The organism is Phascolarctobacterium succinatutens, assembly GCF_023497905.1.
GTDB lineage: Bacteria > Bacillota > Negativicutes > Acidaminococcales > Acidaminococcaceae > Phascolarctobacterium_A > Phascolarctobacterium_A succinatutens.
This window is the reverse complement of record NZ_CP097284.1, coordinates 1,874,938-1,894,939: the sequence shown is the minus strand read 5'-3', so window position 1 is coordinate 1,894,939 and position 20,002 is coordinate 1,874,938. Positions and strand designations below refer to the sequence as shown.

General features: G+C 46.4%; 19 protein-coding genes. All 19 read left to right on the top strand.

What is annotated here, in order from left to right; all coding sequences use genetic code 11:
• Positions 1-92: 92 nt before the first annotated feature.
• The 19 genes from nuoE to M5E81_RS08975 all read left to right on the top strand — a co-directional run bounded on the left by nuoE (position 93) and on the right by M5E81_RS08975 (position 19,785).
• Complete coding sequence (nuoE, locus tag M5E81_RS09065; protein WP_249747318.1) at positions 93-602, top strand: NADH-quinone oxidoreductase subunit NuoE; 510 nt, start codon at positions 93-95, stop codon at positions 600-602.
• A gap of 25 nt (positions 603-627) precedes the next feature.
• Complete coding sequence (locus M5E81_RS09060; protein WP_249747317.1) at positions 628-1,155, top strand: ATP-binding protein; 528 nt, start codon at positions 628-630, stop codon at positions 1,153-1,155.
• A 4-nt stretch (positions 1,156-1,159) separates the two neighbouring features.
• A complete protein-coding gene (locus M5E81_RS09055) occupies positions 1,160-1,528 on the top strand; it encodes a (2Fe-2S) ferredoxin domain-containing protein (RefSeq protein ID WP_249747316.1) in 369 nt (122 codons plus the stop codon).
• 77 nt (positions 1,529-1,605) lie between these two features.
• On the top strand, positions 1,606-3,396 hold the full coding sequence (gene nuoF / locus M5E81_RS09050; RefSeq protein ID WP_249747315.1) for an NADH-quinone oxidoreductase subunit NuoF: 1,791 nt from the start codon (positions 1,606-1,608) through the stop codon (positions 3,394-3,396).
• Between the two features lie 14 nt (positions 3,397-3,410).
• On the top strand, positions 3,411-5,135 hold the full coding sequence (locus tag M5E81_RS09045; protein ID WP_040565129.1) for an NADH-dependent [FeFe] hydrogenase, group A6: 1,725 nt from the start codon (positions 3,411-3,413) through the stop codon (positions 5,133-5,135).
• Between the two features lie 92 nt (positions 5,136-5,227).
• Positions 5,228-5,791 carry a transposase gene (locus M5E81_RS09040; protein WP_249747006.1) on the top strand — a complete coding sequence of 188 codons (564 nt, stop codon included), beginning with the start codon at positions 5,228-5,230 and terminating at the stop codon, positions 5,789-5,791.
• Positions 5,722-6,603, top strand: coding sequence for an IS3 family transposase (locus tag M5E81_RS09035; protein ID WP_249747005.1), 882 nt, complete (start codon positions 5,722-5,724; stop codon positions 6,601-6,603). Before M5E81_RS09040 ends, M5E81_RS09035 begins: the two co-directional genes overlap by 70 nt.
• Positions 6,604-7,035: 432 nt before the next feature.
• Positions 7,036-8,574 carry a succinate CoA transferase gene (locus M5E81_RS09030; RefSeq protein WP_249747314.1) on the top strand — a complete coding sequence of 513 codons (1,539 nt, stop codon included), beginning with the start codon at positions 7,036-7,038 and terminating at the stop codon, positions 8,572-8,574.
• Positions 8,575-8,837: 263 nt separating this feature from the next.
• Positions 8,838-10,487 carry an acyl-CoA mutase large subunit family protein gene (locus M5E81_RS09025; RefSeq protein ID WP_040565119.1) on the top strand — a complete coding sequence of 550 codons (1,650 nt, stop codon included), beginning with the start codon at positions 8,838-8,840 and terminating at the stop codon, positions 10,485-10,487.
• A 36-nt stretch (positions 10,488-10,523) separates the two neighbouring features.
• Positions 10,524-10,913, top strand: a complete 390-nt coding sequence (locus tag M5E81_RS09020) for a cobalamin B12-binding domain-containing protein (protein ID WP_009145655.1) — start codon at positions 10,524-10,526, stop codon at positions 10,911-10,913.
• 81 nt (positions 10,914-10,994) lie between these two features.
• Positions 10,995-11,933 (top strand): methylmalonyl Co-A mutase-associated GTPase MeaB, encoded by a 939-nt coding sequence (gene meaB / locus M5E81_RS09015; protein ID WP_009145656.1) that lies wholly within the window; start codon positions 10,995-10,997, stop codon positions 11,931-11,933.
• Between the two features lie 34 nt (positions 11,934-11,967).
• Positions 11,968-12,399 (top strand): methylmalonyl-CoA epimerase, encoded by a 432-nt coding sequence (gene mce / locus M5E81_RS09010; RefSeq protein WP_009145657.1) that lies wholly within the window; start codon positions 11,968-11,970, stop codon positions 12,397-12,399.
• A 161-nt stretch (positions 12,400-12,560) separates the two neighbouring features.
• Entirely contained in the window at positions 12,561-14,060 is a 1,500-nt protein-coding gene (gene mmdA, locus M5E81_RS09005; RefSeq protein WP_009145658.1) for a methylmalonyl-CoA decarboxylase subunit alpha, read from the top strand.
• Positions 14,061-14,120: 60 nt separating this feature from the next.
• On the top strand, positions 14,121-14,471 hold the full coding sequence (locus tag M5E81_RS09000; protein ID WP_009145659.1) for an OadG family protein: 351 nt from the start codon (positions 14,121-14,123) through the stop codon (positions 14,469-14,471).
• Between the two features lie 55 nt (positions 14,472-14,526).
• Entirely contained in the window at positions 14,527-14,904 is a 378-nt protein-coding gene (locus M5E81_RS08995) for a biotin/lipoyl-containing protein (protein WP_249747313.1), read from the top strand.
• Positions 14,905-15,011: 107 nt separating this feature from the next.
• Positions 15,012-16,142 carry a sodium ion-translocating decarboxylase subunit beta gene (locus M5E81_RS08990; protein ID WP_249747312.1) on the top strand — a complete coding sequence of 377 codons (1,131 nt, stop codon included), beginning with the start codon at positions 15,012-15,014 and terminating at the stop codon, positions 16,140-16,142.
• A gap of 164 nt (positions 16,143-16,306) precedes the next feature.
• On the top strand, positions 16,307-18,031 hold the full coding sequence (locus tag M5E81_RS08985; protein WP_249747311.1) for an ABC transporter ATP-binding protein/permease: 1,725 nt from the start codon (positions 16,307-16,309) through the stop codon (positions 18,029-18,031).
• Between the two features lie 12 nt (positions 18,032-18,043).
• Positions 18,044-19,225 carry an FprA family A-type flavoprotein gene (locus M5E81_RS08980; protein ID WP_009144785.1) on the top strand — a complete coding sequence of 394 codons (1,182 nt, stop codon included), beginning with the start codon at positions 18,044-18,046 and terminating at the stop codon, positions 19,223-19,225.
• 101 nt (positions 19,226-19,326) lie between these two features.
• Entirely contained in the window at positions 19,327-19,785 is a 459-nt protein-coding gene (locus M5E81_RS08975; RefSeq protein WP_009144784.1) for a type III secretion system chaperone family protein, read from the top strand.
• The last annotated feature ends 217 nt before the right edge of the window (positions 19,786-20,002 follow it).

Here is a 20,002-nt window from a genome sequence, read left to right as displayed (position 1 = left end):
ACGAAATTTACGCAAATAGTATTGTGCAATTATCTGTTAAATGGTATACTGAGTGAGTAAGTTTACAAAAAATCCTTTAGAGGAGGGGTAGTATGAACAATAGTGAAAACCGTCTTGAGCGTAAATGCAGCTGCTGCGGCGGCGATAATCCGGAAAAGCAGCGCATAGATGCCATTCTGGAAAAATACGCAGATGTTAAAGGACCGTTGATTCCTATTCTGCAGGAAGTGCAGAACCTGTACAACTATTTGCCTAAGGATGTACTGGAGTATATTGCCGATAAAACAGGTACGCCGATTTCCGAAATTTACGGCGTAGTAACCTTTTATTCATTGTTCCATCTTAATCCGCGCGGACGCAATGTTATTCGCGTCTGCCAAGGTACTGCCTGCCATGTGCGTGGCGGCAAAACAATTCTGCAGGCTTTGGAAAAGCAGCTGGGTATTAAGGCCGGACATACGACCGATGACCTGCGCTTTACTCTGGAAACTGTAGCCTGCATCGGTGCCTGCGGGTTGGCGCCGGTTATGCAGATTAACGATGATACGCATGGACGCCTGACTACCGATAAGCTGGCAGGCATTTTGGCAAGGTATAAATAAAATGCGGGAGCTGGCATTACACATCTTGGATATAGCCCAAAATTCTGTGGCTGCCGGTGCCCGTCACATCTGGCTGACTGTCAGCGAAAATGAACAGGGGTACTTTGTTTTCAGCGTTCGCGATGACGGCAAGGGTATGGACAGCGAGATGCTGCAGCGGGTGCGCGACCCCTTTGTTACCAGCCGTACTACCAGAAAGGTAGGCATGGGGATTCCCTTTATCGATATGGTTACGCAGCAATGCGGCGGACATTTGGAGCTGCAGTCTGCGCCCGGAAAGGGAACCGAGCTGACTGCATATTTTGTGGCAGATAATATTGACCGGCCACCGCTGGGAGATATTGTGAGCAGCGTGCAGGTGCTGTTGGCAGGGGCGCCACAGCTGGAGCTGGAATTTGCCTATAACGGTGCCAACGGCTCGCTGGTGTTCAGAACGCAGGAGGTCAGAGAAATATTAGGCGAAGCGTGTGACTTTGCCAATCCTGAAATATATGCCTGGCTGGGTGCTTATTTAAAGGAACAGCTGGCACAGGTGCAGGGTAAGGAGGTATAAACGAATGAAAAGCTTAGCGGATTTACACGCTTTGAGAGATAAGCTGAAAGCAGATATCAAGCTGCGTCAGAGTTCCGGAACTAAAATTATTGTAGGCATGGGTACCTGCGGTATTGCTGCCGGTGCGCGCGAGGTTATGAGCGCTATCCTGCAGGAGCTGAACAAGCGTCATTTATTTGATGTGCAGGTGCAGCAGACAGGCTGTATCGGCATGTGCGAAAAAGAGGTGCTCGTGGATGTAGTGCGTCCGGGTGAAGCACGCATTACCTATGGCAAGGTAACCCCGGAGGATGTTCCCCAAATTATCGCAGAGCATGTGGTAAACGGTCATATTGTGGAAGAACTTGTCGTAGGCAGGCTGGATCAGGAATAAGCCGCAGGCAGGGTACACAACAGTTGGAGAAGCTGATGTATCATGGCTTGTAAACAAAACAGGTGGAGGAAAATATTATGCAGCATATAAGAGCTCACGTTTTAGTGTGTGGCGGTACGGGCTGTAAGGCTAACGGCTCGAAGGAAATCCAGCTGACTTTTGCCAGAGAGCTGCAAAAGTTCGGCCTGCAGGATGAGGTTATGGTTGTTGAAACAGGCTGCCATGGCTTCTGCGAGCACGGACCGCTGGTTATCGTTTATCCGGAAGGTACCTTCTATTGCAGTGTAAAGCCGGAGGACGTTAAAACCATTGTTGAAGAACATTTATATAAAGGACGCATCGTACAGCGTCTGCTTTATCGTGAACCCATAAATCAGGAGCAGGTTCCGCGTTATTCGGAAATCGGCTTCTACAAAAAGCAGCATCGCCTGGTATTGGCTAATTGCGGCGCTATCAATCCGGAAGCTATTGAAGAATATATCGCCGTAGGCGGTTATGAGGCATTGGCTAAGGCTGTTACGCAGATGACTCCGCAGGAGGTTGTGGACGAGGTTAAAAAATCCGGCCTGCGCGGTCGTGGCGGCGGCGGCTTCCCGACCGGTATGAAATGGCAGTTTGCCAAAAACTCCGAGAGCGATAAAAAGTATGTTATCTGTAATGCGGACGAGGGCGACCCGGGCGCATTTATGGACCGCAGCGTATTGGAGGGTGACCCGCACCGTGTATTGGAAGGCATGGCTATCTGTGGTTATGCTATGGGTGCGGATGAAGGCTATATCTATGTACGTGCGGAATATCCGCTTGCTATCAAACGCTTGCGTACCGCAATTGCTCAGGCTGAAGAAATGGGCCTGCTAGGCGAGCATATTTTTGAAAGCGATTTCAGCTTTACTATTCATATTAAAGAGGGTGCAGGTGCCTTCGTCTGCGGCGAAGAAACTGCACTGATGGCTTCTATCGAAGGCAAGCGCGGCATGCCGCGTCCGCGTCCGCCTTTCCCTGCGGTCAGCGGCCTGTGGGGCAAGCCGACGAATATCAACAACGTAGAAACCTTTGCCAACGTGGCGCAGATTATTGTTAACGGTGCAGACTGGTACTGCCGGCTTGGTACCGAAAAATCAAAGGGCACCAAGGTTTTCGCTTTGACCGGCAAAATCAATAATACCGGTCTGGCAGAGGTGCCTATGGGTATTAGCATGCGCGAAATTATCTATGATATCGGCGGCGGTATTACCAACGGTAAAAAGTTTAAGGCTGTACAGATCGGTGGCCCGTCCGGCGGCTGTCTGCCTGAAAGCATGCTGGATTTGCCTGTTGATTATGATTCCCTGATTGCTGCCGGTGCTATGATGGGCAGCGGCGGTCTGGTTGTTATGGATGAGGATACCTGCATGGTTGACGTTGCCAAGTTCTTCCTGAACTTTACGCAGTCGGAATCCTGCGGCAAATGTACTCCCTGCCGCGAAGGCACGAAGCGTATGCTGGAAATCCTTACCCGTATTACGGAGGGCCAGGGACGCGAGGGCGATATCGAGCTGCTGGAAAACCTTGCCAAGAATATCAAGGAAACAGCTCTTTGCGGCTTGGGACAAACCGCTCCCAACCCTGTTTTGAGCACCCTGAAATATTTCAGAGATGAATACGAAGCGCATATCAAAGAGAAGCGCTGTCCTGCAGGCGTCTGCGAAAAGATGCTGCATTACGAAATCAGCGATGTCTGCCGCGGCTGCGGGCTGTGCGCACGTCAGTGCCCGGTACACGCTATCAGCGGTTCGCCGAAAACAAAACATGTTATTGACCAGAACAAATGCATTAAATGCGGTGCCTGCATGACGGCGTGCCCGTTTAAGGCTATCAGCAAGGCATAAGGAGGGGACTGATGATGCAGATGGTTAATTTGACAATTGATGGAAAACAGATTCAGGCCCCCGCAGGCTCCAGTGTCCTGGAGGCTGCACGCAGCGCGGGTATTTATATTCCTACGCTGTGCTATCATCCGGACCTGCGTCCGGAGGGTGCCTGCCGCCTGTGCATGGTAGAAGCCAGCGGTGCACGCACTCTGGTTGCTTCCTGCGTATATCCCGTAAGCGAGGGTATGGTAGTAAAAACTAATACCTCCAAGGTACGCGAAGCACGCAAAACAGTGCTGGAGCTGCTTTTGACCAATCATCCGAAGGATTGCCTGTGCTGTCAGAAGAACGGTGACTGCGAGCTGCAGAAAATTGCCGCTGATTTGGGCGTGCGTAAGCTGCGCTTCGAGGGTGGCGAAACAAGAGCGCGTACTATTGATAACAGCAATCCGTCACTGGTACGCGATCAGGAAAAATGCATTCTCTGCGGCCGTTGTATCCGTGTCTGCCGTGATGTGCAGGGTATGAGCGTTTACAGCTTTGCCGGCCGTGGCTTCAACACCATGGTATCTACAGCCTTTGAGCATGATTTGCTCAACAGTGCCTGCACCTACTGCGGCCAGTGTGCCGATGTCTGCCCGACAGGCGCTATCGTGGAAAAGGATGATACAGACAAGGTTTGGGCTGCAATCAATAATCCTGAGAAGGTTGTTGTAGTACAAACTGCTCCGTCAGTGCGCGTAGCCCTGGGCGAAGAGCTGGGCATTCCGGCAGGTCAGGTTGTTACCGGCAAAATGGTGGCGGCATTGCGTCATTTAGGCTTTGACAAGGTTTTTGATACAAACTTCTCTGCCGACCTTACTATTATGGAGGAAGGGCACGAGTTCCTGCAGCGCTTGCAGAACGGTGGCGTGTTGCCGATGATTACCTCTTGCAGCCCCGGCTGGGTAAATATGATTGAGCTGAAATATCCTGAGCTGCTGCCGCATCTGTCTACTGCCAAATCTCCGCAGCAGATGTTCGGCGCTGTTGCCAAAACCTACTTTGCGGAACGTGCAGGCATTGACCCGGCTAAAATCGTCAGTGTATCCGTAATGCCCTGTACTGCGAAAAAGGCTGAGGCTGCACGCGAGGAAATGTGCGCCAGCGGTTATCGCGACGTAGATGTAGTTATCACTACACGTGAGCTGGGACGTATGATCCGCGAGGCGGGCATTGACTTTAATGCGCTGGAAGAAGCAGAATTTGATTCACCTCTGGGAACCGGCACCGGTGCCGCAGTTATCTTCGGCACAACCGGCGGCGTAATGGAAGCGGCTCTGCGTACTGTGGCCGAAGTTGTTGCCGGCAAGGAACTGCCGAAGCTTGAATATAATGAGGTGCGCGGCATGGAGCAGACACGTGAAGCTGTTATTGATGTAGCAGGTGTATCCGTGAAGGTTGCCGTAGTACATACGCTTAAATCTGCTAAAATGATGTTGGAACGCATTAAAGCAGGTACAGCGGATTATCAGTTTATTGAGGTTATGGCCTGCCCGGGCGGCTGCATCGGCGGCGGCGGTCAGCCGGTTCCGGTAGATGCTTCTATCAGGCAAAAACGCCGTGAAGCTATTTTTAATTGCGACCGTACAAGCGAATTACGAAAATCGCACGAAAACCCGGAAATAAAAACACTTTATGATACTTGGTTAGGTAAACCTCTTTCCGAGAGGGCGCATAGTCTATTACACACACACTACCACGCGCAAAACCGTTAATTGTTCTATCTGGATAATACAACACCCCCTTTTTTTCCTTGAAAAGTGATATGTACCCCCAATACTGGACACCCAGTATTGGGGGTATTTTAATGAAATACAGCTATAAGTTCAAAAGACAGTGTGTAGAATTATATCGACAAGGTAAATGGCCTGAAACGCCTAAAGATATAACAGAAAAAAATTTCCACAATACAATCCGAGTTTGGGTTCGGATAGAAGATAAATGTGGTCCAGAAGCATTAAGACATAAAAATCAGAGAAAAACTTGGTCAGCAGAAGAGAAATATGAACTTGTAGCCAAAGTATTAGCTGGTGCGTCAAATAAGGAAACAGCTATTTCTGCAGGAATTAACGCTGGACTCTTGTATCAGTGGGTTAGATGCTATAAAATTAAAGGGTATCAGGGATTGGTCGCACAACGAAAAGGACGACCACCCAAGGAGCCTGAAATGAAGAAAAAAATAGAGCCGGCAGAACTTACTCCATCAGAACGAGAAGAAATGATTCTGCTCAGAGCAGAAAATGAGCGCTTGAGAGCGGAGATTGCTATTGTAAAAAAAGAGATTGCCTTGAGAGAAGAGAGATGCGCAGCGCAACTCAAGGCGAAAAAGCTGCGCTCGTCCAAAAACTGCGTGAAGAAGGTTACAAACTGAATTATTTGCTGGATGCGATTGGACTGTCGCGTTCAACGTACTATTACGAGCTTAGCAAGACAGATAAAGTTAGCGAACGAAATGCCGACTTATCATCCGAAATTATTGTTATCTTCAACGAGAACAAAAAGCGATATGGTGTAAGGCGCGTACATAAGGAGCTTCTGAATCGAGGTTTTCGAGTAAATCACAAGCGTGTCCAACGAATCATGAATCAGCTTACCTTGTTTGGAAAATGTCCCAAGGAAAAATACCACTCCTATAAAGGCGATGTTGGCAAAGTTGCTGATAATATCATCAATCGAGATTTCAATACCGAAAAACCTTTGCAAAAGTGGACAACCGATGTATCGCAGTTCAATCTGCCTTGGGGCAAATGTTATCTTTCTCCGATTTTGGATATGAACAGCAATGAAATAATCTCTTACAATCTTTCTCTACATCCAGATATGGCGCAAATAAAGGACATGCTGAAAAAGGCATTTAAAGGTTTTCCTTCTGTAAAAGGTCTTATTATGCACTCAGATCAAGGATGGCAATATCAGCATGCATTTTATAGGAATGAATTGCAAAAGCACGGAATCATTCAATCAATGTCTAGGAAAGGTAACTGCTATGACAACTGTATTATGGAAACTTTCTTTGGCAGATTAAAAAACGAGATGTTCTACGGATTTGAAAAAGATTACCCTTCGTTTGAATCTTTTTCAAACGCTATAGCTGAGTACATCGATTATTATAACAACAAAAGAATTCAAGCTAAAACAAAATGGATGCCTCCCTCTAAATTCAGAGAAGCATCCATGATGTAAATATAATTATTCAAATTTTTAGCGGTGTCCAGAAAACTGGGTACATATCAAAGAAGGGGGTGTTTTGTAAATTTGTAAAGAAAAAGCTTGCAGTGTTACAATTTTATTGGTATTATATATATCGTTGAGTGCAATTTGCCTGCTATGTAAAACACAGGAAAAATTTGACAGAAAAAAGTGAAGTTTTTCTGAAAATGTGTTATAATTGTAGCAGATAGTAAAGAAGCCTTTGAAAAAATATTTATAGTACAAGCAGGAGTTTTCTCTTATATGTCGAAATGACTATATAGTCAAGTATGAAATATTTGTGAAGAGCTTGATATACGGTAATATCTTATTCGTAATGCCGCAAGGTATTGCTGATAAGTTATATGCAAAGGGGTAACACCCTTATAAAAACTCAATGTCCTAATTAAAAGGAGGAAGGTAAACATGATCGATATTAAAGATCGCATTTGTGACGTAGTAGCTGACAAAGTGATGAGCGCTGAAGCTGCTGCAGAATTCGTAAAAGATGGTGACAATTTAGGTGTCAGCGGTTTTACACCGTCTGGCTATCCGAAAGCTGTTCCTCTGGCTCTTGCTGAAAAGGGCAAAAAAACTCCTTTCAAAGTTAACGTTTGGACTGGCGCATCTGTTGGTCCTGAAATCGACCAAGCAATGGTTGAAGCTGGCATTATTGACCGTCGTCTGCCTTACCAGACCAACGGCACCATGCGTAAAGCTATCAACGCTGGTAAAGTAAAATACGCTGATATTCATCTGTCCCACATGGCTCAAATGGTTCGCTATGGCTTCATGGCTGGCCGTCCGACCGGTCCGGATGTTGCAATCGTTGAAGTTTGCAAAATCAACGACCTCGGCGATGGCAAGGTAGGCTTGATCCCGACCACTTCCATGGGCAACAGCTCCTCTTATGTAGCTGGCGCTAAAAAGGTTATCGTTGAAGTTAACACCACTCAACCGGTAGGTCTGGAAGGCATGCATGACTCCTATGTTCCTCTGGATCCTCCGTACCGCAAAGCTATTCCTATTGAAAAACCGGAAGACCGCATCGGTACCACCTACATTCCTTGCGAAGTAGATAAAATCGTTGCAGTTGTACCTTGTGACATTACTGATAAAGTTCGTCCGCTGGGCGAAATTGACGAAGACGCTAAACATATGGGCGCTAACCTCGTTAACTTCCTGAAAAATGAAGTTAAAGAAGGCCGTCTGCCGAAAAACCTGCTGCCGCTGCAATCCGGCGTAGGCTCCGTTGCTAACGCAGTTATCAATGGTCTGGTTAACTCCGATTTCGAAGACCTGACCGTTTACACTGAGGTTATTCAAGATGGTATGTTCGACCTGATCGACGCTGGTAAACTCCGCGTTGCTTCCGGTACCGCTCTGACTCCGTCTCCTGAGTGCCAAAAGAAATTCTACGAGAACGTAGAACACTACAAAAAATACTTGCTGCTCCGTCCGCAAGAAATCTCCAACAGTCCTGAAGTTGCTCGTCGTATCGGCGTAATCGCAATGAACACCGCTATTGAAGTTGATATCTATGGTAACGTAAACTCCACTCATGTTTGCGGCACCAAGCTGATGAACGGCGTTGGCGGTTCCGGCGACTTCGCTCGTAACGGCTACCTGACCGTATTCTTCACCAACTCCCTGGCAAAAGGCGGCAAGATTTCTTCCGTAGTTCCGTTCTGCAGCCATATCGACCATGCTACTCTGGACGTTGACGTTATCGTTTCCGAACGTGGCGTTGCTGACCTGCGTGGCCTGAGCCCGAAAGAGAAAGCTCCGATCATCATCGATCAGATCGCTAACCCGAAATATCAACCTTGGCTGTATGATTACTTCAAACGCGCTTGCGAAGCTTGCGGCAACAGCCAAACCCCGCACATCCTGTCAGAAGCATTCGATTGCTACAAACTGTTTGCTGAAACCGGTTCCATGGAAGGCATGGTTGAAGGTAAATAATTTTAAAAAAACTTTGCGAAACCCCTTGTTAAGTTTTGCAAAATAGGTTAAACTATGTAATGTGCTTGCCGGTGGGTGAGATTCCCGCCGGCAGGTATACATAGACAAAGCTTTACCCAAGGCTTTGTCAAATAAACTTAGTTGACGAAGTCTCACCCTAGACTTTGCCATATATAGCCGTCATAGACGGAACACTCTCACCATCATTTCGGAACCGTCCAATCCGAAATATGAAACACAAATATTTTAAGGAGGATTTGAGAATGGCATTTGAAGAAATTAAAGCCGGTTTAGAGAAATATCATGCTGAAGTTGAAGCTAAACTGGTAAAAAACCCTGAACGCGCAAACCTGGTTCCTAACAGACTGTACACCCCGGTAGATCTTGGTGAAAACTTTGACTACATGACTAAACTGGGCTTCCCCGGTGAATATCCTTACACCCGTGGTGTTCAACCGACCATGTATCGTGGCCGTTTCTGGACCATGCGTATGTATGCTGGTTTCTCCACCGCTGAAGAATCCAACAAACGTTATCGTTACCTGCTGGCTAACGGTGGTTCCGGCCTGTCCTGCGCATTCGACCTGCCGACCCAGATCGGTTATGATTCCACCGATCCGATGGCTGAAGGCGAAGTTGGTAAAGTAGGCGTAGCTATCGACTCCCTGGCTGACATGGAAATCCTGTTCGACCAAATTTCCCTGGATAAAGTATCCACTTCTATGACCATCAACGCTCCTGCTTCCGTACTGTTGGCTATGTACATTGCAGTAGCTGAGAAACAAGGCGTTTCCGCTGACAAACTGCGTGGCACCATTCAGAACGATATTCTGAAAGAGTATGCTGCTCGCGGCACTTACATTTTCCCGCCGAAACCGTCCATGCGTTTGATCACCAACATTTTTGAATATTGCTCCAAGAACGTACCGCTGTGGAACACCATTTCCATCTCCGGTTACCATATCCGTGAAGCTGGTTCCACCGCTTCTCAGGAAATCGCATTCACCATTGCTGATGGTATCGCTTATGTAGAAGCTGCTATCAAAGCTGGTCTGGACGTTGACGCATTTGCAGGTCGTCTGTCCTTCTTCTGGAATGCTCATAACAACGTACTCGAAGAAGTTGCTAAATTCCGTGCTTCCCGTCGTGTATGGGCCAAAGTTATGAAAGAGCGTTTCGGTGCTAAAAAACCGAAATCCATGATGCTGCGTGTACATACCCAAACCGCTGGCTCCATGCTGACCGCTCAACAACCGAACAACAACATCGTTCGTGTTGCTCTGCAAACTGCTGCTGCTGTAATGGGTGGTACTCAATCCCTGCACACCAACTCCAAAGACGAAGCTTTGGCACTGCCGACCACTGAGTCTGTAACCATCGCTCTGCGTACCCAACAAATCGTTGCTTACGAATCCGGCCTGGCTGACACCGTTGATCCGTTGGGCGGCTCCTACTATGTAGAAGCTCTGACCGACAAGATCGAAGCTGAAGCTTGGGAATACATTAAGAAAATTGACGAAATCGGTGGCGCTCCTGAAGCTATCGCTAAAGGCTACATCCAAAAAGAAATCCAAGACTCTGCTTACAAATGGCAGATGGAAATCGAAAAAGGCGACCGTATCATCGTTGGCGTTAACAAATTCACTCAAGAAGAAGAAGCTCCGAAAAACCTGCTGCGCGTAGACGGTTCTGTAGGCAAGCTGCAAGCTGAAAAGATTGCTGCTCTGAAAGCTCGCCGTGACAACGCTGCTGTAGAAGCTGCTCTGAAAGCTCTGGAAGCTGGATGCGCAGATGAAAATGTAAACCTGATGCCTCTGATTCTGGATGCAGTTCGTGCATACGCAACCGAAGGCGAAATCTGCGGCGTTATGAGAAAAGTATTCGGTGAATACCAACCTCATACCACTCTCTAATTTGTAAACACAACCAATATACGGAGGTAAACTATAATGGCTAACGTTAAAGTTTTAGTTGCTAAACCGGGTCTGGATGGCCATGACCGCGGTGCTAAAGTTGTAGCTCGTGCTCTGCGCGACGCTGGTTTTGAAGTTATCTACACCGGTATCCGTCTGACTCCGGAACAAATCGCTGAAGCTGCTCTGCAAGACGACGTAAACGTTGTTGCACTGTCCCTGCTGTCCGGCGCTCACAACACCCTTTTCCCGAAAGTAGTTGAACTGCTGAAAGAAAAAGGCCTGAACGACGTTCTGGTTATCGGCGGCGGCGTTATTCCTGACGCTGACATCCCTGGCCTGAAAGCTGCTGGCATTGCTGAAGTATTCACTCCTGGCACCCCGACCAGCAAAATTGTTGATTTCATCAACGCTAACGTTAAATAATTTTATCCCTTAAAGCAAGCCGGGTTTGTCCCGGCTTGCCTTATAAAATATTCACTATCCAAAAACAAGGCGGTGTGAATTATGGAAATAGTAGATAAATTATTAAATCATTCTCGTCTTGCATTATCTAAAGCAATCACTGCTGTTGAAAATGAATACGATGATGCTGTCAAAATTATGACAGAGATTTATCCTCATACTGGTAATGCTTATGTAATTGGTATCACTGGCCCTCCGGGTGCAGGTAAAAGTACTCTGACTGATAAATTGGCTAAAGAATACCGTAAACGCGGCAAGACCGTAGGTATCGTAGCAATTGACCCCACTAGCCCGTATTCTGGCGGCGCAATCTTAGGCGACCGTATCAGAATGATGGATCTGACCGCAGACGAAGGTATCTTCGTACGCTCTATGGCAACACGCGGCAGTCTTGGCGGCCTGTCCCAGAAAGCAGGCGACGCTGTTAAATTAATGGATGCTTTCGGCATGGATGTTATTATCGTTGAAACCGTAGGCGTAGGACAATCTGAGGTTGATATTGTTAAGACCGCAGATACTACTATGGTAGTAGTAATTCCTGGCATGGGCGACGATATCCAAGCTATTAAAGCAGGTATACTTGAAATCGGTGACCTGTTCACGATTAACAAAGCTGATCGTGAAGGTACAGACAAGCTCAACATTGAGATTGAGATGATGCTCGAATTAAATCCCGAACATGTTGGCTGGCGTCCTCCGATTAACAGGACCATTGCCAGCAAGGGTGAAGGTATAGAGGCTGTTGTGGACTCTATTGAGGCACACAAGGCATATTTGATTGAGAGTGGTAAATTAAACGATATCCGTAAAGCTCGTATTAAAAACGAGGTTACCGCTATGCTTAATGACCATGTAAATCGCTACATCGACAAGAACGTCATTCAAACGGATGAATTTGACAACCTGGTTGTTAAAATGCAGTCCCGCGAGATTGAGCCGTACTCTGTCGTTGATGATATTGTTGGCAAGGTTTTAAAATAAACCGCCAAAAAAACAATTTTAGGAGGAATTTATTATGGCATTCAAAACTATTTGTGTTGACCATGTAGGTATCGCTTGCGCTGGTACCTTGGAAGAAGCTGCAAAAATTTACACTGAGGTACTGGGCCTGAAAGCTACCGGTACTGAAGAAGTTAAAGAACAAGGTGTTGCTACCGTATTTGTTCCCTGCGGCGAGACCCTGATTGAGCTCCTTGTTGATATCACTGAAAACAACGATGGTCCTATTGGCAAATACATTGCTAAAAACGGCCCTGGCATCCAACATATGGCTCTGCGCGTTGACGACATCAAAGCAGCTATCGCTGACCTGACCGAAGCTGGCGTTCGCATGATCGACAAAGCTCCTCGTAACGGTGCTGGCCAAATGAAAATTGCTTTCATTCATCCGAAATCTGCTGGCCTGCTGCTCGAGCTGTGCCAACCGGCTGCAACCTACAAAGACTAATTTATTAGCTGCGTAGATTCAGGGCGATTTAAGGTCCCATAATTTAAGCTACATAATGCTGAAGATATACAAGTGATATATCTTCAGCATCTGTGTATAAATTTGTTCTCCCAATAATGATGGAGGTGTAAGATTTGTCTACTCAAGAAAAAATTGAGAAAATGCTCAAAAAAGCCGAAGTAATTCTGGCTGCTGGTGGCGAAAAACGTGTTGCTAAACAACATGAATCCGGCAAAATGACTGCTCGTGAAAGAATCGCTGCTCTCCTCGACGAAGGTTCCTTCGTAGAACTCGACCGTTTTGTACGTCATCGTTGCTACAACTTCGGTCAAGAAAAGAAAGAACTGCCTGGTGAAGGCGTAACCACCGGTTACGGCACCATCGATGGCCGTCTGGTTTATGTATTCGCACAGGACTTCACCGTTGAAGGTGGCTCCCTCGGCGAAATGCATGCTGCTAAAATCGTTAAAGTACAACGCTTGGCACTGAAAATGGGTGCTCCGCTGGTTGGCCTGAACGATTCCGGCGGTGCTCGTATCCAAGAAGCTATCGACGCTCTGGCTGGCTATGGTAAAATCTTCTTCGAGAACACCATTGCTTCCGGCGTAGTTCCTCAGATTTCTGCAATTATGGGTCCTTCCGCTGGCGGCGCTGTATACAGCCCGGCACTGACTGACTTCATCTACATGGTAAAGAACACTTCCAAAATGTTCATTACCGGCCCTGCAGTAGTTAAATCCGTTACCGGTGAAGATGTAACCCAAGAACAACTGGGTGGCGCTATGACCCACAACAGCACTTCTGGTGTTGCTCACTTCGCTGCTGAAAACGACGAAGACTGCCTGCAACAAATCCGTTACCTGCTCTCCTTCCTGCCTTCCAACAACGTTGAAGGTGCTCCGATCGTAGAGACTGGTGATGACCCGATGCGTACCGACGACAGCCTGAACACTCTGCTGCCGGACAACTCCAACCAAGCTTACGATATGTATGATGTAATCAAATCTATCGTAGATAACGGCGAATTCTATGAAAACCAAAAATACTGGGCAACCAACATCATCACTTGCTTCGCTCGTATGGATGGTCAAACCGTAGGTATCATTGCTAACCAACCGAAAGTTATGGCTGGCTGCCTGGATATCAACGCTTCCGATAAATCCGCTCGTTTCATCCGCTTCTGCGACGCTTTCGGCATTCCTCTGCTGAATCTGGTTGACGTTCCTGGCTTCCTGCCTGGCTGCAACCAAGAATACGGCGGCATTATCCGTCACGGCGCTAAGATGCTGTATGCTTACTCTGAAGCAACTGTTCCTAAAATCACTCTGGTTACCCGTAAAGCTTACGGCGGTTCCTACCTGGCAATGTGCTCTCAAGACCTGGGCGCTGACCAAGTTATCGCATGGCCGACCGCTGAAATCGCAGTTATGGGTCCTGCTGGTGCTGCTAACATCATCTTCCGTAAAGATCCTGATGTTGAAGCTAAGACTAAAGAGTACATCGACAACTTTGCTACTCCGTACCAAGCAGCAATGCGCGGCATGGTTGACATGGTTATCGAACCGAAAAATACTCGTCCCACCATCATCAACGCTCTGCAAATGCTGGAAAGCAAACGCGAAACCCGTCCGGCAAAACGCCACGGCAACATTCCTTTGTAATTCACAAGCAGTTGCTTAGTGCTTAAACAACCTATTTTAAGATAAGATGAGGTGAAATAAATGGGTCCTGTTACTACTAATCCTTGGTTGATTGCTTTAATCAATATGACCATCGTATTCGGCGTACTGATCGCTCTGGGCGTATTGATGAACTTACTCCAAGTTATCGATCCGACTAAAAAAAAAGTTGCTAAACCGGCAGTAGCTCCTACACCGGCAGCAGCTCCCGCTGCAGCTCCGGTTGCAGCAGCTCAAGATGATAGCGAAATTATCGCTGTTATCGCTGCAGCAGTAGCAGCTTGCGGCGTTAGCGCAGATCAAATCGCTTGCGTACGTCGTATTGATGCTAAATCTGCATGGACTGTAAGCAGTCGTGTTGAAGCTATTAGCGTTCGTAAAGAATGCTTCTAATGCATATAGTTTGCAATTTTAATTAAAAAACGAGATTTTAAGGAGGATTATATCCATGAAAAAGTATACTATCACCGTAAATGGTACCGCATACGAAGTTGAAGTTGAAGAAGCAGGCGTTGTTGCTTCCGCTCCGAAAGCTGCTCCGGCTCCGGCTGCTGCTCCGGCTCCGAAAGCTGCTCCGGCTCCGGCTCCGAAAGCTGCTGCTCCGGTTGCTGCTGGTGCAACCACCGTTTCCGCTCCTATGCCGGGCAAAGTTCTGTCCATTAACGTAAAAGCTGGCGACGCTGTTAAATCCGGCGACGTTCTGCTGATTCTGGAAGCTATGAAAATGCAAAACGAAATCATGGCTCCGGCTGATGGCACTGTTTCCGACGTTCGCGTTTCCGCAGGTCAAACTGTTGCTACCGGCGACGTTATGATCGTTCTCTAATTCTTACTCGATAGTTCGCAATATCAGTAAGTCTTAAATACCCTTGATCTTTGGAAGGGGCTTTTCGCAGAGCCCCTTCCACAAATTGAAAATTGGGAGGATATTAAATGGAAGCATTTATCGTTGCTTTGTCTTCCGTATGGGCAGATTCCGGTTTCTCCGCTTTGACCAGCGGTCACGTAATCATGATCTGCGTTGGTCTGGTTCTGCTTTATATGGCTATTGGTAAAGGTTTCGAACCTTTGCTGCTGTCCCCGATCGCATTCGGTTGTATTCTTGCTAACATTCCTAAAAACGGTTTCGAAGAACCTGGTGTTATGTCCGTTATCATGTATGGTATTCACCACGAAGTATTCCCGCCGTTGATCTTCTTGGGCGTAGGCGCTATGACCGACTTCGGTCCTCTGCTGGCTAACCCGAAAACCCTGCTCCTGGGTGCTGCTGCACAGGGCGGTGTATTCGTAGCTCTGCTGGGCGCTATGCTCCTCGGCTTCACCGTACAAGAAGCTGCTGCTATCGGCATCATCGGTGGTGCTGACGGCCCGACTTCCATCTACCTGGCTGCTAAAATGGCTCCTCAGCTGTTAGGCGCAATCGCAGTTGCTGCTTACTCCTACATGTCTCTGGTTCCGCTGATTCAGCCTCCTATCATGAAACTGTTCACCACTGAAGCAGATCGTAAGATTGTTATGCAACAGCTCCGTCCGGTTTCTCACTTTGAAAAGGTTGCTTTCCCGATCATGTGCACCATCGTTATTTCTCTGCTGTTACCTTCCGTAACTGCTCTGATTGGTATGCTGATGCTTGGTAACCTGTTCAAAGAAGCTGGCTGCCTGGATCGTCTGTCCGACACCGCACAAAACGCTCTGATGAACACCGTAACCATTATGCTGGCTACCGGTACCGGTCTGACCATGAGCGCAGAGTCTTTCCTGAACGCTAAGACTCTGCTGATCATCGTTCTGGGCCTGGTTGCATTCGTAGCTGGTACTGCTATGGGCGTTATCTTCGGTAAGCTGATGTGCATGGTAGACGGTGGCAAGACCAACCCGTTGATTGGTTCCGCTGGCGTTTCCGCAGTTCCTATGGCTGCTCGTGTATCTCAAAAAGTTGGTCAGAAAGCTAACCCGGCTAACTTCCTGCTGATGCACGCTATGGGTCCTAACGTAGCAGGCGTTATCGGTACTGCAGTTGCTGCAGGTACCATGCTGGCTATGATTGGTCCTGTTGGCAAATAATCATTAGCTAACTTCAAGAGCTCACACATTAGTGTGAGCTCTTTTTTGTATCTAAAATGTAAATTTTATTGCTGGCGATACTCTAAGACTAATATTTATAGTATAATAAAAAAGAACTGTTCAAGAATTGAATAGCATTTCTATACAAGAGGAGTCTTGAGTATATGCAACGTTTTAATTTAACCAGACAGTTTTTTAGGGATGTCTGGTATCTTACGAAAAGCTATTGGCAATCAGAAGAGAAGAAAAAGGCTTTCTTTTTATTAGGCTGTATTATAGCGCTGACACTCGGCGTGGTTTATATGCTTGTTCTGCTTAACCAGTGGAACAACAGCTTTTACAGTGCATTACAAAACTATGATGCAAAGAAGATTTTTGACGAGCTTATTCATTTTTCGTGGCTAGCTGCCATTTATATCTTATTGGCAGTATACTCATATTATTTACAGCAGACGCTTATTTTAAATTGGCGTCGCTGGCTGACGACACGCTTTATTGACATCTGGCTGCAAAACAAAACCTATTATAATTTGCAGATGTTCGGTAAGGATACTGATAACCCTGACCAACGTATCAGTGAGGATGTGCGTCAGTTTGTCGAAATGACTTTAAGCTTTGGCATAGGTATCCTCAAGGCATTTTGTACGTTTGCATCCTTTGTTGTCATTTTATACAATCTTTCCGGCAGTCTTAGCTTTACCTTTATGGGTAAAACGTGGACGATTAACGGCCACATGCTGTGGGCATCGTTGCTTTATTCTGTAATCGGTACCTATATTACCCACATTGTCGGTCGTAAGCTGGTAAAAATCAATTTCATCCAACAGAAATATGAAGCAGATTTCCGTTTCAGTATGATTCGCCTGCGTGAAAGTGCGGAAAGCGTTGCCTTCTACCGTGGTGAAGCACAGGAAGGCAGTGTATTCAAACAACGCTTTAAAATGCTTTTGGATAACTTCTGGAAGCTGGTTAATAAACAGAAGCAGCTTGTCTTTTTAAATTCCGGTTATTCGCAAATCGCTATAATTTTTCCTTTTGTTGTAGCCATGAACCGTTATCTTACGAAAGAAGTAACACTTGGCGGACTGATGCAGGTTGCCAGTGCCTTTGGCCGCGTGCAGGATTCGCTTTCGTATTTTGTCGATATGTACAGCAGCATCGCTCAATGGCAGGCTGTTGTAATGCGTTTAACTTGCTTCGGCCATCATATGCATGATGTTTATCAGCAGGCGGAACGCTTTCATGTGGAACGCTTTGCTGCTGCCGATGTTGTTGAGGTCGACAATATGCAGATTAATTTGCCGGACGGAAAGCCACTCCTGGAAAATATCAGCTTTACACTGCATCCGGGGCATAATGTTTTGATTAAGGGTGTCAGCGGCAGCGGTAAAAGTACCTTGCTGCGTGCTATCTCCGGTATCTGGCCATTCGTCGACGGCAAAATCTTTTTGCCGGAGCGTGATAAGCTGATGTTTATTCCGCAGAAGTCTTATCTGCCTTTAGGCACTCTGCGTGCTGCACTTAATTACCCGGGAAATAAACCTATAGATGATACTGAATTGATTTATCTGATGGATTTGTGCCAGATTGGTTATCTTAAGGATAAGCTTGATTTGGAAGCTGATTGGAGCCATGTGCTTTCAGTCGGTGAGCAGCAGCGTTTGGCCTTTGTACGTGCTCATATCCAGCAGCCACAGTGGCTTTTCCTGGATGAAGCAACCTCTGCTTTGGATGAAGATACTGAGGCGAATATGTACAGCCTGCTACAGGAGCGTTTACAGCAGACTACTGTTGTAAGTGTCGGTCATCGTAGTACGCTGAATAAATATCACGAGCTTGTTTTACGCTTAAATAAATCAACTCGTCAGGTTACTCTTGAAAAATTGTAAGGAGGTTTTCTTATGTTCCCATTACAAATTGCAGAAAACATTTATGACGTTGGTGTTCAGGATTGGGCTGTGCGTGATTTTCACGGCTACAAAACAGAGAGAGGTGCAACCTATAACTCTTATCTGATTATGGATGAAAAGATCACCTTGATTGATACGGTTAAAGCGCCTTTTACCGAAGAGCTGCTTGCCAATATCAGCAAGGTAACACCGTTGGATTCCATTGACTATATTGTCATCAACCATGTTGAGCCTGACCATTCCGGTGCTATGCCTGTGTTAGCCAAGGCTTGCCCCAAAGCAAAGTTCTATATTACGATGCAAGGCAAAAAAGAGGCTATTCAGCATTACGGAGATATTTTTGCTTTTGAGGTTGTTAAGGACGGAGCAACCTTAAATATCGGCAAGCGCACCTTGACCTTCGCTTCTATGGCAATGCTCCATTGGCCTGACAGTATGGCTACCTATAGTGAGCATGATAAAATTCTTTTTTCCAATGATGCCTTTGGTCAGCATTACGCTACCAGCAAGCGCTTTGATTCTGAAGTAAATCAGGACGAGTTATTCTACGAAGCAAAAAAATACTTTGCCAATATTCTCTGGCCTTATGCAAAGCTGATTGGCAATGCGCTGAAAAAGCTTGGCGGTCTTGATATTAAAATGATTGCGCCTTCCCATGGTGTAATCTGGACCGAGCATATTGCCGATATCCTGCGCTGCTACAGCGAATGGGGCAGCGGCGTACAGGACGGCAGCCTTGTTATTGCTTATGACAGCATGTGGGGCGGTACGGAAAAGCTGGCGCGGGCAATTGCGCGCGGTGCAGCTAATGCCGGCATTGTTGTTAAAGTATTTAAAATGGGTGCTACACCCAACAGTACGGTAGCAGCAGAGCTTTTTACCGCCTCCGGTTTTTTGGCAGGATCTTCAACGCTCAATTGCAGCATGCTGCCGAATATGGGCTCTTTGCTGATTTATCTTAAAGGACTTGGCGCTAAAGGTAAAAAGGCTGCAGCCTTCGGTACCTTTGGTTGGGCAGGTGGTGCGCAGAAGGATATGGAAGAGCTTCTCGCAAAAAGCTGCTTTGATGCAGTAGAACCCGGATTTAATTGCAAGTGGACACCGCAGCAGGCTGAAATTGAGGCTGCGGAAAAGTATGGTTATGATTTTGCGCTCAAATTAAAGGCCGAATAAGCTGTGAATTTTATGTAAAGAAAACATATTTACTAATAAAAAAAGTACGCACATAGTGATAATAGTGTATAATAGTATTATAACGATGAAAGCGAGGTCTTATGATGAATAAGAAAGCTGAAGTGTATCAAAAGTTCCTTGAGGAAAATAAAATTAACTGGAGCGATGTTTTCGAAGTTCCGAAAGCAGACGAGGTTCCGGAAGAATCCTTCATGCATCCTGTTGTTTTCCGTTCCGCTATCGGCATCCAAGGTCAAAATCTGCCGACCATGTTAGTAATTGATGACAGCATTTATGTAATGCTGCAGGTTCGCGTAGGCGCAGGCTTGGTTAAAGAAGCTAATAAAGCTGCAGTTCTGGAACACTTGAACGCTCTGAACGAAAACTACAAGGTATTCAAATATTATGCTGATGAAGCAGGCAACATCATCATTGAAAGCTGCATTCCTTCTACCGATGATCAATTCGTACCGCAAATGATTCATGCAGTAATCGATGTTATTGTTGACCACCTCAACTCTGAATATCCTAAGCTGATGAAAGCTGTTTGGGCTGAATAAGCTGAATAAAAAAATATGGTACTTTCTTAAATAAGGGGAGTAGCCGGCACAAGCTTTAGGGCTGGTGTTTACACTGCCGTCAGTACGATTCGGAAGAATCCGGCTTTGTAATTAAGTGGCGAGACTTTGTTGTAAAATATTTTTATTTTACAGCATTGTCTCGCCCTTTTTTAATATATAATATAAGGTGAAGAGTGTACTTGCACGATTTACCGCA